This is a genomic window from Selenomonas sputigena ATCC 35185, from assembly GCF_000208405.1.
Classification (GTDB): Bacteria; Bacillota; Negativicutes; order Selenomonadales; family Selenomonadaceae; genus Selenomonas; species Selenomonas sputigena.
In genome coordinates this window covers 1,230,458-1,245,645 of record NC_015437.1, presented here as the reverse complement: position 1 = coordinate 1,245,645, position 15,188 = coordinate 1,230,458, and the positions used below count along the sequence as shown (strand labels likewise).

Annotated in this window: 10 protein-coding genes; all 10 read right to left on the bottom strand. The window is 57.5% G+C overall.

Annotation, left to right across the window (positions count from 1 at the left end):
* Positions 1-2: 2 nt before the first annotated feature.
* Complete coding sequence (gene rsmB, locus SELSP_RS05605) at positions 3-1,334, bottom strand: 16S rRNA (cytosine(967)-C(5))-methyltransferase RsmB (protein ID WP_006192410.1); 1,332 nt, start codon at positions 1,332-1,334, stop codon at positions 3-5.
* 9 nt (positions 1,335-1,343) lie between these two features.
* Positions 1,344-2,174 (bottom strand): DUF116 domain-containing protein, encoded by an 831-nt coding sequence (locus tag SELSP_RS05600; RefSeq protein WP_009645200.1) that lies wholly within the window; start codon positions 2,172-2,174, stop codon positions 1,344-1,346.
* Positions 2,175-2,207: 33 nt separating this feature from the next.
* Complete coding sequence (gene fmt, locus SELSP_RS05595; protein WP_006192412.1) at positions 2,208-3,149, bottom strand: methionyl-tRNA formyltransferase; 942 nt, start codon at positions 3,147-3,149, stop codon at positions 2,208-2,210.
* A complete protein-coding gene (gene def, locus SELSP_RS05590) occupies positions 3,146-3,613 on the bottom strand; it encodes a peptide deformylase (RefSeq protein WP_006192413.1) in 468 nt (155 codons plus the stop codon). Before def ends, fmt begins: the two co-directional genes overlap by 4 nt.
* A gap of 50 nt (positions 3,614-3,663) precedes the next feature.
* Positions 3,664-4,476 carry an amidohydrolase family protein gene (locus SELSP_RS05585; RefSeq protein WP_013740782.1) on the bottom strand — a complete coding sequence of 271 codons (813 nt, stop codon included), beginning with the start codon at positions 4,474-4,476 and terminating at the stop codon, positions 3,664-3,666.
* A 120-nt stretch (positions 4,477-4,596) separates the two neighbouring features.
* Positions 4,597-5,388, bottom strand: a complete 792-nt coding sequence (locus tag SELSP_RS05580) for a class I SAM-dependent methyltransferase (protein ID WP_006192415.1) — start codon at positions 5,386-5,388, stop codon at positions 4,597-4,599.
* 8 nt (positions 5,389-5,396) lie between these two features.
* Entirely contained in the window at positions 5,397-7,319 is a 1,923-nt protein-coding gene (mutL, locus tag SELSP_RS05575; RefSeq protein WP_006192416.1) for a DNA mismatch repair endonuclease MutL, read from the bottom strand.
* Entirely contained in the window at positions 7,316-9,901 is a 2,586-nt protein-coding gene (gene mutS / locus SELSP_RS05570) for a DNA mismatch repair protein MutS (protein WP_006192417.1), read from the bottom strand. The genes mutL and mutS overlap by 4 nt, the downstream gene beginning before the upstream one ends.
* A gap of 55 nt (positions 9,902-9,956) precedes the next feature.
* Positions 9,957-11,291, bottom strand: a complete 1,335-nt coding sequence (gene miaB, locus SELSP_RS05565; protein WP_006192418.1) for a tRNA (N6-isopentenyl adenosine(37)-C2)-methylthiotransferase MiaB — start codon at positions 11,289-11,291, stop codon at positions 9,957-9,959.
* Between the two features lie 120 nt (positions 11,292-11,411).
* Positions 11,412-15,179 carry a PolC-type DNA polymerase III gene (locus tag SELSP_RS05560; RefSeq protein WP_006192419.1) on the bottom strand — a complete coding sequence of 1,256 codons (3,768 nt, stop codon included), beginning with the start codon at positions 15,177-15,179 and terminating at the stop codon, positions 11,412-11,414.
* Positions 15,180-15,188 lie beyond the last annotated feature (9 nt).

The following is a 15,188-nucleotide window of genomic DNA, read 5'->3' as shown; positions in this document are numbered from 1 at the left end:
ATTCACCTTCTTCTCATGCGGGCGATGAAGAAGCCGTCCGTGCCGTCTCGCTGCGGATAAAGCTGCAGCATCTGTTCAGGGCGCTTTTTCAGCGGCAGGAGTTCTCCTGCATTCTCCAAGCTGAACTCTTCGTGCCGCGCGAGGAAGTCTTCTACGACGGCTTCATTTTCCTCGCGCTCGATCGTGCATGTGCTGTAGACGAGCACGCCGCCGCTTTTCACGGCTTCCGCAGCAGAGCTGAGAATTTCCCGCTGCAATCGTGCGAGAGCGGCGAGGTCGTCCGGCCTCTTTCGCCAACGTGCATCGGGCTTTCGCCGCAGGACGCCGAGTCCCGAGCACGGCGCATCGACGAGCACACGGTCGGCCTGGCGCGGAAAGCGCCTCCCCGCCTCGCGCGCATCGAGGAGCAGCGGCTCCACCGACTTGATGCCGAGCCGCTCGCAGTTTTCCGCAATGCGGCGCATCTTGTGCTCATGCACGTCGAGTGCGACGATGCGTCCACAGTCGCCCATAGAGGCGGCGATATGCGTCGTCTTGCCGCCCGGCGCACTGCAGACGTCGAGCACGAATTCGCCCGGCTCGGGCGCGAGGACGTGCGCCACGAGCATCGAGCTTTCGTCCTGCACCTGAAAAAGCCCCTGCTGCAAAGATTCCAGAGCGTCGAGAGAGCCGTGACGAAGGAAGAGGATTCCTTCGGGCGTCCAAGCGGAAGGCTCCGCCTCCACGCCCTCTTTCGAGAGGCGTTCGAGGAGCTTGTCCCGCGTAATCTTCAAGGTGTTCGTACGCAGGGAAAGCGTCGCCTGCGCATTGTCAAATTCGCAGAGCGCCCTTGCCTCTTCATAGCCGAACTGCTCAATCCAACGTCGCACGAGCCACTCGGGATGCTGCAGGGACAGGGCGAGATTTTCCGCTTCATGCGCCTTGCCCGTCGGGAATGCCGCTTTTTCCGGTTCACGAGCCGCCGTGCGCAGAACGGCGTTGACAAACTTCACCGTGCCCGCATGGCTGCAGCGCTTCGTCATCTCCACCGCCGTATTGCAGGCGGCGGAGGCAGGCACGCGCGCAAGGAAGAAAAGCTGGTATATGCCCAAACGCAAAATATCCCGCACCATGGGCGGGATCTTGGAAAGCGGACGGTTCAAGTAGCGCCGCAGAATCCAATCGAGCGTGCCGCCCGCCTTCGCCGCGCCGTAGGCCAGTTCCGTTGCAAATCGGCGATCCACTTCGGAGAGTTTCGCGGCACGCAAAGACCGCGCCAATGCCACATTGGCATAAGCGCCCTTTTCATTCACTTCATGAAGCGCCTTGAGCGCCGTCTCCCGCGCCTTGTCCATAGCTCCTCCTCATTTTTGCCCGTCACCTTCGTCTTCGGGCACATTCTTCTCCTTCTTCGCCGCATCGTCGTCAATCAAGAATTTCTTGATTTCCTCACGCACCTTCTCAATATCGACGTGCGTATTGAAGCACGGGCCGTTCGGCCGTATGTTCAGAACGCCGACGGCCGGAAGAGGGTAAACGTCCTGTATGCCGCTCGTCAAATCGCGTTCGCAGGCAATCGCCATGACCGCCTTCGGGCGAATCTTCTTGACCGTCTGGCGCGCGAGCGTGCCTCCCGTCACGATGAAGAAATGGAAGCCCATCTCATCGGCAAGATTCACGAGAGCGCCGACGTCGCAGCCGCCGCAGCGCTTGCAGTTGTGCGGGTCGCGCGTAATCTTGTGCGGGCACGTCGCAAGCTGCAGGCAATGCGGCGTGACAACGAGAAGCTCGTTCGCATGCACCTTGATGCCGCGATGGTGGATAATCTGGTTGCTGACCTCGATGAAGGATCGTTCGATGCGTCGCCGGTTGAAGCCGAAGACCTTGCCGATCATGATGGCTACGGGAAAGAGCAGATTGATCAGCGTGTACGACTGTTTCTGAAAAATATGCAGAAACGGCAGTCCGAGAATCGCTCCGACCATGCTCAAGATGCCGAAACCCGTGAGAAACACGACGCTCGCGAAGAAGATGCCGAGCACGAGCGGCAGATAGGCATTGATTTCAAGCAGACCGAGGTAGCTCACGCGCCAGACGGCATAGGCGAGAAACGTCATGCAGAGGAAGCTCAGTGACAGAAGTGCCATGAAGAGTCTCTTGTGCGGGCGCTCAAGCCCCGGTATCACAGATGTCAAAACGATTCCCTCCTTTCCTCAACGCAAAATGCATCATTCTGCATCGAAATCGAAACGTGCGGGCAGCTGAAGCCCGTGGCCGCGCACATAGTCTCCCGCCGCCATCTTCTTCTTGCTCGGTGCCTGCACTTCCAGTATTTCCAGCATCCCCTCGCCCGTGCCGACGAGAAGTCCCTGCTTCGTCAAGGAAACGATTTCGCCGGGTTCTGCCGTGCCATCGGCAAGGCGCGTGCGCCAGATTTTGAACTTCTGCCCCGCCAGCATCGTGTAGGCACCCGGCCACGAGTTCAGGCCACGCACGAGATCATGAATCTCCTGCGCCGATTTCTTCCAGTCGATGCGCCCCACCTCCTTGTCGAGAAGCGGCGCATAAGTGGAAAGCGCATCATCCTGCGGCGTGCGCTTGAGTGTTCCCTCCGACAAGGAAAAAATTGTCCTTTCCAAGACATCCGCACCGAGCTTCATCATCGCATCGTGCAGTTCGGCTGCCGTCATCGCCTGCGTGATCGGCAGCGTTTCCCGCATGAGCATATCGCCCGTATCAAGACCTTCGTCCATGAACATCGTCGTGACGCCCGTCTCCTTCTCTCCGCGCACGATCGCCCACTGCATCGGCGCCGCACCGCGATAGCGCGGCAGGAGCGAAGCGTGGACGTTGATGCAGCCCAAGGGAGGCAGAGAAAGAATCTCCTTCGACAAGATCTGCCCGAAGGCGACGACGACGATGAGATCCGGCGCGAGTCCGCGCAGGATGTCGACGAAATCCGGCGCTTTGACGCGCACCGGCTGATAGACCGCGATGCCATGTTCCTGAGCGAACACCTTGACGGGCGGCGGCAAAAGCTTCTGCCCGCGCCCCTTGGGTCTGTCCGGCTGCGTCACGACGGCAACGACATCGGAAATCTCCACGAGACGCGCGAGACACGGCACGGCGAAATCGGGAGTTCCCATGAAAATCACACGAAAGCGCTTCATGACTTTTGCTCCTCTTCCTTGCGCAGGCTCTGCGCCACGTCGATGAAGAGCACGCCTTCCAGATGGTCAAGTTCATGCTGGATGCAGCGCGCCAAAAGCCCCTTTGCCGTAATGTGCTTGCGCTTGCCGCGCCGGTCGAGAAACTCGACCTTGACCTTCGCCGCGCGCTCGACCTCGCCGAAAATTCCGGGCACGCTCAGGCAGCCTTCCGAATCCGTTTCGCTTCCCTCACGAAACGTGATCTTCGGATTGACGAGCTCGATGATTCCATCGCCTATATCGATGACAACCATGCGCAGAGCCTCACCCACCTGCGGCGCAGCGATGCCGATGCCGTTCGCCTCGTACATCGTTTCCGCCATGTCATCGAGCAGTTTCCTGAGCCTTGCATCGACACGTTCCACGGGAGCGCAGATTTCCTTCAAGACAGGCGCTCCCGCCTTCTTTATTTCCAACAACGACATGCCTCATTTCCTCCAAAAGCTATGATTCTGAAAATACCGACCCTCGAACCTCACGACAGACCCAGCCCATAGATGCGATTTGCAGCGGAAAAGAATACCTTTTCCCACTCTTCCTCGGGAACGATCTCTTTCATGAATCGTATGTAATCCGCCAAATTAGCCAAGGGCCAGTCCGTACCGAACATGATGCGGTCATAGCAGTCGAGGTATTCCAACCAATCCGTCAGCATGCGCATATACCCTTGCTTCTTTCGATAAAATCGCTCGGCGTCAACGATCTTTCCCTCCAAAAGTCCCGAAAAGTCCACCGCGACGTTGGGATTCTTCTCCACGACGCCCACGGCGTCCAAGAGCCACGGGTTGCCAAAGTGGCACATGATGAACTGCACGCGCGGCCAGCGCACGGCAGCCTCATCGAGCACGAGCGGATGACTGTATTTTAAAAGGCCGTCCGTGGAAGCTGTCAGACCCGTATGGATGGCGACGGGTTTGTCGTACTTTTCTGCCAGCGCATAAAACGGTGCGAGAGCTTCTTCGTAAACGTAGAAATGGCGATAGCCCGGATAGAGCTTGATGCCGACGCATTGCCTGCGCTTGAGGTTTTCCTCGACGAGCGCAATCTGCTCCTCTGGCGAGCGCTCCTCGCCCAAGGTGTCAAGACCGATGCAATAGCTGAGAAAAGCCGGGTAGTCATGCTCCTTTGGCTCAAGGCTCTTGTTCCCCATGACGACGCCATGCACGATGCCGAGACGCTGATAGGCGTCCTCCAGATGCTCTGCTGTATTTTCATGCCCTGCAGCAAGGGCGATCTCATCAAAGTAATCTTCCTTGCAAAAGTGCAGGTGCGCATCTATGATTTTCATAAAGTATATCCTTTCGCATAGCGAGAGCCTTTCATTCTGCCGAAAGCTCCTTCCTATCATAGCACAAGACGCGTGAGAAGAAAAGAAACGGAAGTTACAGCAGCATGGATAAACTCTTCGCTACACATCGAGCACGCCGTAGTGAACGGGACTGTATTTTCCACCTGCAATATGGGAAAAGCCCAGGCGTGCGAATTCCAGGCTGCGGCTGTTTTCCTTCAGCACGACGCGCCGTCTCGCCACGCGGCACGCTTCGGCTACGGCGGAAAGGGAGACGGGCGCGGATTCCGCCAGAAGGCGCAGCGGCGCGAGCTGCACGCTGTCCTTCAGAGGATGCCGGAACATCGGGTCGAAGTAGACGACATCATAAGAATCATCGGGAAGCGTTCGCAGAAAATCCTCATAATCTGCCCGCCGCACCTCAACTCGACGCATGGCGGCGTGCAGATCGTAATTTCCTGCCGAGAAGTGCGCGAGTCCATGTCGCACAATCTCATAAATCAACGGGCTTTTCTCAAGCGCCGTCACCTTGCCGCGCTCTCCTGCGATGAAGCTCGCCGTGATGGAATCGGCGCCGAGACCGAGCGTACAGTCAAGCACCGTGTCCCCCTCGCCGATTCCCATCGCTTCCACCATATGATCCTTTTGCCCGCGCCCCAGTTCCCTGACACGCACATGCGCCATATTGGGATGGAAAAACAATTCGCCGTCGGACGTTTCCAAACGCAGGCCGCCCTTCTTCACCACGAGAACGAAGAGCGCTCCGTACTGCACCCGCAAGTCCTCATACGATATATGCCTGCGCTTGACAAAGGGGATTCCCAGCCGCTCTGCAGTCTCTTGGGCGAGCAGGCAGTCCGCCGGGCGGCTCTTGTAGCCCGTCGTGACAATCGCCAAGTTCTTCTCTTCCATCCTGCACCTCACGTCCGTTTGAACATCTTCGCCAATTCTTCACTGCTGAATTTCAAGATGGTCGGGCGTCCATGCGGGCATGTATAGGGACGCGCCGTCTGCGAAAGCTCCTCCAAGACGATCTGCATCTGGCGAAAATTCAGCTCGTCGCCCGATTTGATGGCTGCGCGGCATGCCATTGTGGCGAGGCACGCATGGCGAATTTCCTGCGCCGTCGTCTCGTGCATGTCATAGAGTCTCGCGAGGATTTCGCGAATCATATCCTCCGCTTCGGATACGGGAACGTCCGCAGGGACTTCCTTCAAGCGGAAATCGCGCTCGCCGCAGGCCTCCATGTCAAAGCCCAGACGGCGGAACAGCTCTTGATTCTCCGATACGAGCGCGGCTTCCCTCGCATCGAACGACAGGATCGGATGCACGAGAAGCTGCTGTGACGGGATGCGCTCCGCCATGGCGGAAAACTTGTCATAAAGGATGCGTTCGTGCGCCGCATGTTGATCGACGATGTAGAGGCCGTCCTTGTCCTTCGCGATGATATAACAGAGATCGACCTGCCCGATCGGCGTGATGCCACCATGGTAAAGACCGGCTTCCGACACGTCGGCAAGCGGCATCTCTGCGGTGCTTCCCTGCGGCTTATATGCCGCGTCCCGCGCCTCGCGCACGAGTCCTCCGTCAGCGGGGACGCCGTCGTGTGCGCTGTATGCCGCACCTTCGCCCTTGAGGACACTCTGCGCTTCAGCGAAACTCATCGCCGGCTGCGCGGGTGATGCTTGGTAAGGATTCTCCGTATATCTGATACCAAAAGAGGTCTTGGCCGAACCATTCCCAGCGAAATCTTCCTCCTCCGATGCCTGCGTGGCTGCGACAAACTGCATCGGCTCCATCGCATAGCGGCGCTCGACATTCTGCACGGAAGCCGCCACGTCCTCAAGCGTCTGCCCGACGGGTCGGATGGCGTCGACCACCGTTTTGTAGACCGCCTTGAAGATGCGCCCCTCGTCCTCGAACTTCATCTCGCTCTTCTGCGGATGGACATTGACATCGACGGAGCGCTGCGGCACAGCGATGTTCAGGACGACCATGGGAAAGCCCGATTTCGGCAGGAGCGAGTGATAGGCGTTGTCGATCGCCTTGGCAATCGCCTTGTTCGATATGATGCGGCCGTTCACGATGAAGGTCTGCCAAGCGCGGCTGCTCTTGAGCATCGAAGGCTTCGTGATGTAGCCTGTGATCTTGACATCCTCATCCTCAAAGGAAAGCGCCAGAAGTGCGTCGGCGGCCTGTGAGCCGTAAATACTGCGAATGGCATCAAAGAGCGAACCGTTTCCCGGCGTCATCGCTGCCGTCTTATTGTTGCTGATGAGACGAAATGCTATGTCGGGGCGCGAAAGCGCGAGCTTCGTCATAAAGTCGCTGATGCGCCCGCCTTCCGTATGCGTCGTCTTGAGGAACTTCTTGCGCGCGGGCGTATTGAAGAATAGATCTTCGACCTGGATCGTCGTGCCCAGACTGCAGCCCGTCTCGCCGATGTCGTGCGTGACGCCGCCGATGATGCTCACTTGGGTACCAAGTTCTTCGCCCTCTTTTCGCGTGCGCATACGGAAGCGGGAGACGGCGGCTATCGTCGGCAAGGCCTCGCCGCGAAAGCCGAGCGTCCTCAAGGAATAGAGATCGCCGACCTCCTGAATCTTGCTCGTCGCATGACGCTCGATGGCAAGTTTCGCATCCTCCAGGCTCATGCCGCAGCCGTTGTCCGTCACGCGCATGAGGCTCGTGCCGCCCGCCATGATTTCCACTTCGATCTTCGTCGCTCCCGCATCGATCGAATTTTCTACAAGTTCTTTGACGACGGAGGCAGGGCGCTCCACGACCTCACCCGCCGCAATCTTGTTGATCGTATTGTCGTCGAGCACATGAATCCGGCTCATCGCTTTCCCTCCTCTCCCTTCACCTGCTGCTGCAGACGGTACAGTTCATTCAAAGCTTCCAACGGCGTCATGGCCATGACATCGAGCGACAGAATGGTATCACGCAGGGACGGGGCGAAGAGCGAACCCATCAAGGCGGCTTCTTCCTGCGGCGCCGCTTGCTCAGGCGCTTTCGAGGAAACGGCGATGCCCGCGCATTGCTCGATTTCATCGAGAATTTCCTGCGCCCTCTGCGTGACGTTCTTTGGCAGACCCGCCAGACGCGCCACATGGATGCCGTACGACTTGTCCGCGCTGCCCCGGATGATGCGGCGCAGGAAAGCGACCTTCGCGCCGCGTTCCTTGACCGCGATGCAATAGTTCTTTATGCGTTCGTCTTCCATATCCGTCAGTTCATGATAATGCGTGGCAAACAGCGTCTTGGCATGAATCTTGCTGCGCATGTATTCGACGACAGCGCGCGCGATGCTCATGCCGTCAAAGGTGCTCGTCCCCCTGCCGATCTCATCCAGAATCACGAGGCTGTCCTTCGTCGCGTACTTCAAGATCTGCGCCACCTCGTTCATCTCGACCATGAAGGTGCTCTGCCCGCTGACAAGGTCATCGCTCGCCCCGATGCGCGTGAAGATGCGGTCGACAGGAGAAAATGTCATCTCCTTCGCCGGCACGAAGCTGCCGCTCTGCGCCATGAGCGTCAAAAGGGCGACCTGGCGCATGTAGGTCGACTTTCCCGCCATATTCGGCCCTGTGATGAGCATGACCTCGCATTCTTGATGGTTTAGTTCGGTATCATTCGGCACGAAGAGGTCGTTCGTGAGAATGCGCTCCACGAGCGGATGCCTGCCGTCGCGAATGGAGATTTCCCCATTTGCTGCGAGTTTGGGACGCACATAGTTATAGTTGTTCGCAGCTTCGGCGAGACTTGCGAGCACATCGAGGACGGCGATGTGCTGCGCCGTCTGCTGGATGCGGCTCAGATCCGCCTTGATTGTCTCGCGGATCTCCGTGAAAAGGCGGTATTCGATCTGGACGATCTTTTCCTGTGCGCCGAGGATCTTCGTTTCAAACTCCTTGAGTTCCTCCGTGATGTAGCGTTCGGCATTCGCCAATGTCTGCTTTCTTATATAGCGCTCGGGCACGAGATCGGCGCCGCTGCGGCGCACCTCGATATAGTAGCCGAAGACCTTGTTGTAGCCGATCTTCAGAGTTTTGATTCCTGTGAGTTCTTTTTCACGCTCCTCCATCTGCTGCAGCATCTTCTTGCTGTCGTGCGAGATATGGCGGTACTCGTCGAGTTCCGCATCATAGTTTTCCTTGATGATGCCGCCTTCTCTGAGGGAGATGCCCGGCTCTTCCACGATCGCACGCTCCAAGAGCGATACGATTTCTTCAAATAGCGCGACGCCGCCCTCTGCTTCGCGCAAGAGCGGCGCAGAGACTGCGGCAAGCCGCGCCTTCAAAGGGGGCAATGCCCCGAGCGACAGCTTCAGCGCGACGAGATCTCGCGCATTCGCCGTGCCCACTTCGATGCGCGTCAAAAGGCGCTCGAAGTCAAAAATTTCCCGACAATGCGCCTGCACATCCTCGCGCAGGGAAAAGTCTGCGGCAAACTCCGCCACGCCGTCCAAGCGCCGCTCGATCTTTTCGCGGGAAAGCAGCGGATATTCGAGCCACTTGCGCAGAAGGCGGCTTCCCATCGCCGTTTTCGTGAAGTCGAGGACATCGAGCAAGGTATCCTTCTTGCCGCCGTCACGCAGATTGCGGATGATCTCCAAGTTGCGCAAAGTATACGTGTCGAGGACGAGGTTTGCGCTCGCATCGAGGTAGATCAGGCGGTTGATATGCGAAAGATCTGTCTTGACCGTCTCATGCAGATAGTCAAGCAGGACAGCGACCGCCTTTTGTGCAAATTCACGCCGCGGCAAGGAATCCTTGTCAAAGTGCTGTGTCAGACGCAACTTCCAATCGGGGAATACAGCCTTTCGATGCGTCAGGGCGCACTTCGGCATCCGAAGCGCGAGGAATTCGTCGAGTTCATCGCGAAAAGCAATCTCGCCCATCAGGATGAGTTCCGGCATCATCAGGCGATAAAGCTCATCGAAGAGCATCTGCCGCGCGGCCTTTCCCTCATAAACGCCGTAGAAGCACTCGCCCGTCGAAACATCGGCGGCGGCGAGTGCGAGCGCTTCCTCTTCCTCAAAAATCAGAGCTATATAGTTGTTCTGCGCATCGTGCAGCGAGGATTCCGCGAGCACTGTGCCGGGCGTGACAATCTTTATGACCTCGCGCTTCGTAAGCCCCTTCGCCTTCGGGTCGCCGATCTGCTCGGCGATGGCGACCTTGTAGCCCTTGTTGATGAGCTTCGCAATGTAGCTCTCAGCGGCATGGTACGGAACGCCGCACATCGGCGTCTTCTCCTTGTTGCCGCTGCGGCTCGTCAAAGTCAGCCCAAGTTCCCGAGAAACGAGCTTGGCGTCATCGAAGAACATCTCATAAAAATCGCCGAGCCGAAAGAACAGTATCTCGTCGGGATGCCGGTTCTTCGTTTCCAGATACTGCTGCATCATCGGTGTGAGTTCCATAAAGCCTCCTAAAGCGCTCTCGAACAAGAAAAGGGCAGCCTATGCCGCCCCCGCCCTACTGCAATTCACCCTTGAGCACCCATGTCTGCGGCTGCGTGATGCGCACGCGCACAATGTCGCCCTCAGTTTCCTGACCCTTTTTCCGCCACAGAACGATCTTGTTCGTCCCCGTCCTGCCCGTCCACACATCCTCATCGGTACGGCTCGGCCCTTCCGCCAGAACCTCCTGCACCGTTCCTTTGAGCGCCGCATTCTTTTCCAAACTGATTTCATTCTGCACCTCCATGAGACGGTGCAGACGTTCCTTCTTGACGGAATCTTCCACCTGCGCCTCCATCGTCGCAGCCGGGGTGCCCGAGCGCTTCGAGTAAAGGAACGTGTAGGCGGCGTCGTAGCGAATTTCCCGCAGGAAGTCGAGCAATTCCCCAAAATCCTCCTCTGTCTCGCCCGGAAAGCCGACGATGAGATCCGTCGTGAGACTTGCGTCCGGAACAGCCGCACGAATCCGCTCGACGAGAGAACGATAGGCGTCCTTTCGATAGACGCGGTTCATCGCCCGCAAGATTCGATCAGAACCATGCTGCACGGGCAGATGGAAATGTGGACAGATGTGCCTGCCTTGACGTACTGCATCTATGACAGCATCGCTGAGATCCTTGGGATGCGAGGTCATGTAGCGCACGCGCTCGACGCCCTTGACCGCATCGACCATGAGCAGAAGCTCCGCAAAGCTCGCAAGCTTGTGATCCCTGCCGTAGGAGTTGACATTCTGTCCCAGGAGCGTGATTTCCTTGAAGCCCTGCGCTGCCGCCTCTTCCACCTCGCGCACGACGTCTTCCGGCCTGCGGCTATGCTCGCGGCCGCGCACATAGGGAACGATGCAATAGGTACAGAAATTATTGCAGCCGTACATGATGGGCACCCAAGCGGAAAGCCGTCCCGTGCGCTCGATCGGCACGTTCTCGGGCAGCGGCGCATCGCCCAAAAGCACATCGACGACAGGACCGCGCCTTGCGGATTCAAGCTGGCGAACCGTCGCCTTCAGCTCATGCACCTTGTTCGTTCCAAGCACGAAGTCGATGTGCGGTGCACGGCGAATCAAGGCTTCGCCTTCCTTCTGCGCCATGCAGCCCGTGATACCAAAGATGAGCGCGGGATTCGCGCGCTTGATATGCTTGATCTCGCCGATCTTCCCGTAGACCTTGTCCTCCGCCGTCTCCCGCACACAGCATGTATTCAGAAGAATGAGATCGGCGCGCGCCATATCCTCCGTGCGCTCGTAGCCAAGCGTCGCCAACTGGCCTTCCATCCGCTCCGCATCGGAAATATTCATCTGGCAGCCATAGACGCCGATAAATGCTCTCTTCTTCTGCAAGATACCATTTCCCATGAAAAATTGACGTACTCCTTACAAAACTGAAATCTGCGTATCATTATATAGTATTTTTCTTGAAATGTCATATTATTTTCTCATGACGTTCCAAGAGGTCAAGCCGAAGCCGCCTCCTAACTACATGAAAAGTTCCATCTGATCGCTCGCATCCATATCGGCAAGGCAGCCGTGCGCCTGCAGCGCATCAATGCACGTCTTCGATACTCCCGTGCGCTTCTTAATGTCCTCAATGGACGTGAAAAGTCCGTCCTTTCGCGCCTCGACGATGCTGCGCGCGGCGGAAGCTCCAACGCCGCCCAAGGAGGCGAGCGGCGGTAGGAGGGACTTCTCGTGGAGTACGAAGCGCTCCGCTTCGGAAGCGTAGATATCGACGCGCTCCATAAAAAAGCCTCGAAGATACATCTCCCAAGCAAGCTGCAGGACGATGATCGTCGCTTTTTCCTTGATGTCGGGTGCTTCCTTCGCCTCCAATGCGTCGAGCTGCTTCTTCACATAGTCCTTGCCGCGCGCCACGACATCAGCGTCAAATTCCGCCGCACGAATCGAGAAATAGGCCGCATAGAAGGCGAGCGGATAATGCACCTTGCAGTAAGCGATGCGCCAAGCCATCATGACGTAGGCGGTCGCGTGGGCGCGCGGGAACATGTACTTGATCTTCTGACATGCCTCGATGTACCATTCGGGGATACCCCCCTCGCGCAGGATCTTCACCGTCGCTTCCTTGATGCCCTTGCCCTTTCTGACCGATTCCATCGTCTGAAAAGAAAGGAGCGGATCGATGCCGCTGTGAATCAAGTACATCATGATGTCATCTCGCGCCGATATGGCTTCGCGCAGGGTGCATTGACCGCTGCGGATAAGATCCTGGGCATTGCCGAGCCAAACGTCCGTGCCGTGCGAGAAGCCCGAGATGCGCACGAGGTCGCTAAAGCACGACGGATGCGTATCGTCGATCATCTGGCGCGTGAAGCCTGTGCGAAATTCGGGAATGCCGAACGTGCCCGAATTCGCTCCAAGCTCCTTGGGATCGAGCCCCAGCGCCTTCGTCGAAGAAAAGATGCTCAAGGTCGCCGGATCGTCGAACGGTATCGTCTTGGGATCGCGGTGCGTGAGGTCTTCGAGCATCTTGATGACCGTCGGGTCATCATGTCCGAGGATGTCGAGCTTGACGAGACGGCTGCTGATCGAGTGATAGTCGAAATGCGTCGTGATCGTCGTCGTGTTCTTGTCGTCGGCGGGACGCTGGATCGGCGTGAAAAAGTGCACGTCCATATTGCGCGGCACGACCATGATGCCCGCAGGATGCTGTCCCGTCGTGCGCTTGACGCCCATGCAGCCGGCGGCGAGACTCGCGATGTAGGCATTGTGCTTCTTGACGCCCTTCTCCTCAAAGAACTTCTTCACATAGCCGAACGCCGTCTTGTCGGCGACCGTGGCGATCGTGCCCGCACGGTAGACATTGTCCTTGCCGAAAAGCTCTTCCGTATACTTATGCGCCACGGGCTGATATTCGCCCGAAAAATTCAAATCAATATCAGGAACCTTGTCGCCGTCGAACCCGAGGAACACGGCGAACGGGATGTCATGTCCGTCTTTCAGAAGCTCCGTGCCGCAGACGGGGCATTTCCTGCTCGGCAGATCGTAGCCGCAGCCGACGGAGCCGTCCTCGACAAACTCGCTGAATTTGCAGTGCGGGCAGCGCCAATGCGGCGGCAAAGGGTTGACCTCCGTGATGTCGGTCATCGTCGCCACGAAGGACGAGCCGACCGAGCCGCGCGAGCCGACGAGGTAGCCGTCATCGTTCGACTTCTTGACGAGACGTTGGGCAATGAGGTAGAGCACCGAGAAACCATGCCCGATGATCGGCGTAAGCTCCTGCTTCAAGCGGGCTTCGACAACCTCGGGCAGATTCTCGCCGTAGAGGGAACGCGCCTTGCGGTACGACATATCGCGGATTTCCTCCGCAGCGCCCGGAATCATCGGCGAATAAAGTTCATCGGGAATGGGCTTGAACTTCTCGATCATGTCGCTGACCTTGCGCGGATTCGTCACGACCGCCTCGTAGGCGGCCTCTTCGCCCAGATAATCAAACTCGGCGAGCATCTCCTCCGTCGTGCGCAAGAAAAGCGGCGGCTGCAGTTCCGCATCCTCGAAGCCCTTGCCCTTCATGAGAATCGCGCGGTAGATCGCATCCTCGGGATTGAGAAAATGGACGTCGCATGTAGCGATGAGCATTTTCCCGAGTTTTTTCGCCAGCTCCGCCACCTTGAGATTGATGCGCCGCAAATCCTCGTCATCCTTGATATGCGGGAATTTGTCGCTTCGCACGAGGAATTCATTGTTGCCGATGGGCTGGATCTCAAGGTAATCGTAAAAACTCGCAATTTCCAAAAGCTCCTCTTCAGGCTTCTGCGCGACGATGGCGCGGATCAGCTCGCCCGCTTCGCAGGCAGAGCCGATGATGACATCCTCGCGGTATTCCTCAATGATGTGCTTGGGAAGGCGCGGCTGACGATGCAGATATTTCAGATGCGACAGCGACACCATCTGATAGAGATTACGCAGACCATTCAAGTTCTTTGCCAAAAAAATGATATGATTCGCGTGTTTCTGCTCAAAATCCTCCTGGACAAGATAGCCTTCCATGCCGTAGATGACCTTGATGTCGAGCTTGGACGCCGCCTTGGCTGCATCGGGAAACGCCTGTACGACGCCGTGATCGGTGATGGCGATGGCAGGCCAGCCCCAGGAAGCCGCCGTCTTGATCAGCGTTTCCGCTGAGACCACGGCATCCATGTTGCTCATGCGCGTATGCGCATGAAGCTCGACGCGCTTGACCTCGGACTTGTCCTCGCGCTTCGGCTTTTCCACTTTCTGCATCGAATCGACAAAAAGCATGAACTCGTTCTGGAACGTGTCAAAGCGAATCGCGCCCTTGACTCGTACAAGCAGCCCTTCTTTCACGGAAGCCAGTGCCTTGTCGTATACCTCCTGCTCCTTTTCCTTGAAGAACTTCTTGCAGCTGATACCATTCGTCGCATCGGCGAGATCGAAGAGCAGCAGCTTCGTGTTCGTCTTGAACTCCCGTGAGCTGACGCGCCCGATCGTACCTGTCAGGATGACGTTCTTCATCTCGCCGTCAGTGTCGTCGATGGAAATCGCTTCGCCCGTAAACCTCTTGCCAAAAATCAAGTCTGCGCCATGCCCCGCCGTCCGCGTCATGGACGCTGACCGATGCGCAGAAGCCGCAGCCGCTTTTTTCGGCTGCGCCGCAGAAGGCGCCGCGGCAGACGCTTCTTTCTTCTGCCGCAAGTTTTCCTCATAGACGCGATCCATCACGAGGTCGCCCTCCTCTTCCAGGATGTCGTATTCCTCGTCAAGCGCTTTGTACGAAACGGTGCAGCGAATCGTGAGCATCTTCTCGATGGCCTTCTGCAGGAGATTCGGCACATCGTGCGCGCGCAGAATCTCGCCCGAAAGCTCGCCCTTGACCTCAAGGAGCAGACTGCTCCTATCGAAGATGCGCTTTGCATTCTTGAGCAGATGGAGCACCGTCGGATTGCCGTTGGCGGCAACGAGGCAGAGCTCCTTCCATGCGCGCTCAATGGAAGCCTCAATATCGAGAACGTCCTGATAAAACACAAGATTCTCGATCTGCACCCGCTTCTTGATGTAGGCGCCCACATAGTCGAGGAGTCTCGTGCGGATGAATTCCTGCGTCTGCAGCAGAATCTCCCAGGAGTTCCCTTTCAGGGAAATCTCCACATGCTTGACGACGGCAGCAAAGAGAATCTTCTGCTCCGCTTGCGTAAGCTCAATGCCCTGCGTGAGTTCGCGCAGGATATTTCTTTTTTCCGGAACAATACATAGCTTCTTCTGCATCATACGCCTCGT

What these genes read in the sequence shown, in the direction of transcription:
- mutL (WP_006192416.1), bottom strand. Translation starts at nt 7,319, where the DNA reads ATGAGCCGGATTCATGTGCTCGACGACAATACGATCAACAAGATTGCG.
- SELSP_RS05580 (WP_006192415.1), bottom strand. Translation starts at nt 5,388, where the DNA reads ATGGAAGAGAAGAACTTGGCGATTGTCACGACGGGCTACAAGAGCCGC.
- mutS (WP_006192417.1), bottom strand. Translation starts at nt 9,901, where the DNA reads ATGGAACTCACACCGATGATGCAGCAGTATCTGGAAACGAAGAACCGG.
- fmt (WP_006192412.1), bottom strand. Translation starts at nt 3,149, where the DNA reads ATGAAGCGCTTTCGTGTGATTTTCATGGGAACTCCCGATTTCGCCGTG.
- miaB (WP_006192418.1), bottom strand. Translation starts at nt 11,291, where the DNA reads ATGGGAAATGGTATCTTGCAGAAGAAGAGAGCATTTATCGGCGTCTAT.
- def (WP_006192413.1), bottom strand. Translation starts at nt 3,613, where the DNA reads ATGTCGTTGTTGGAAATAAAGAAGGCGGGAGCGCCTGTCTTGAAGGAA.
- rsmB (WP_006192410.1), bottom strand. Translation starts at nt 1,334, where the DNA reads ATGGACAAGGCGCGGGAGACGGCGCTCAAGGCGCTTCATGAAGTGAAT.
- SELSP_RS05560 (WP_006192419.1), bottom strand. Translation starts at nt 15,179, where the DNA reads ATGATGCAGAAGAAGCTATGTATTGTTCCGGAAAAAAGAAATATCCTG.
- SELSP_RS05585 (WP_013740782.1), bottom strand. Translation starts at nt 4,476, where the DNA reads ATGAAAATCATAGATGCGCACCTGCACTTTTGCAAGGAAGATTACTTT.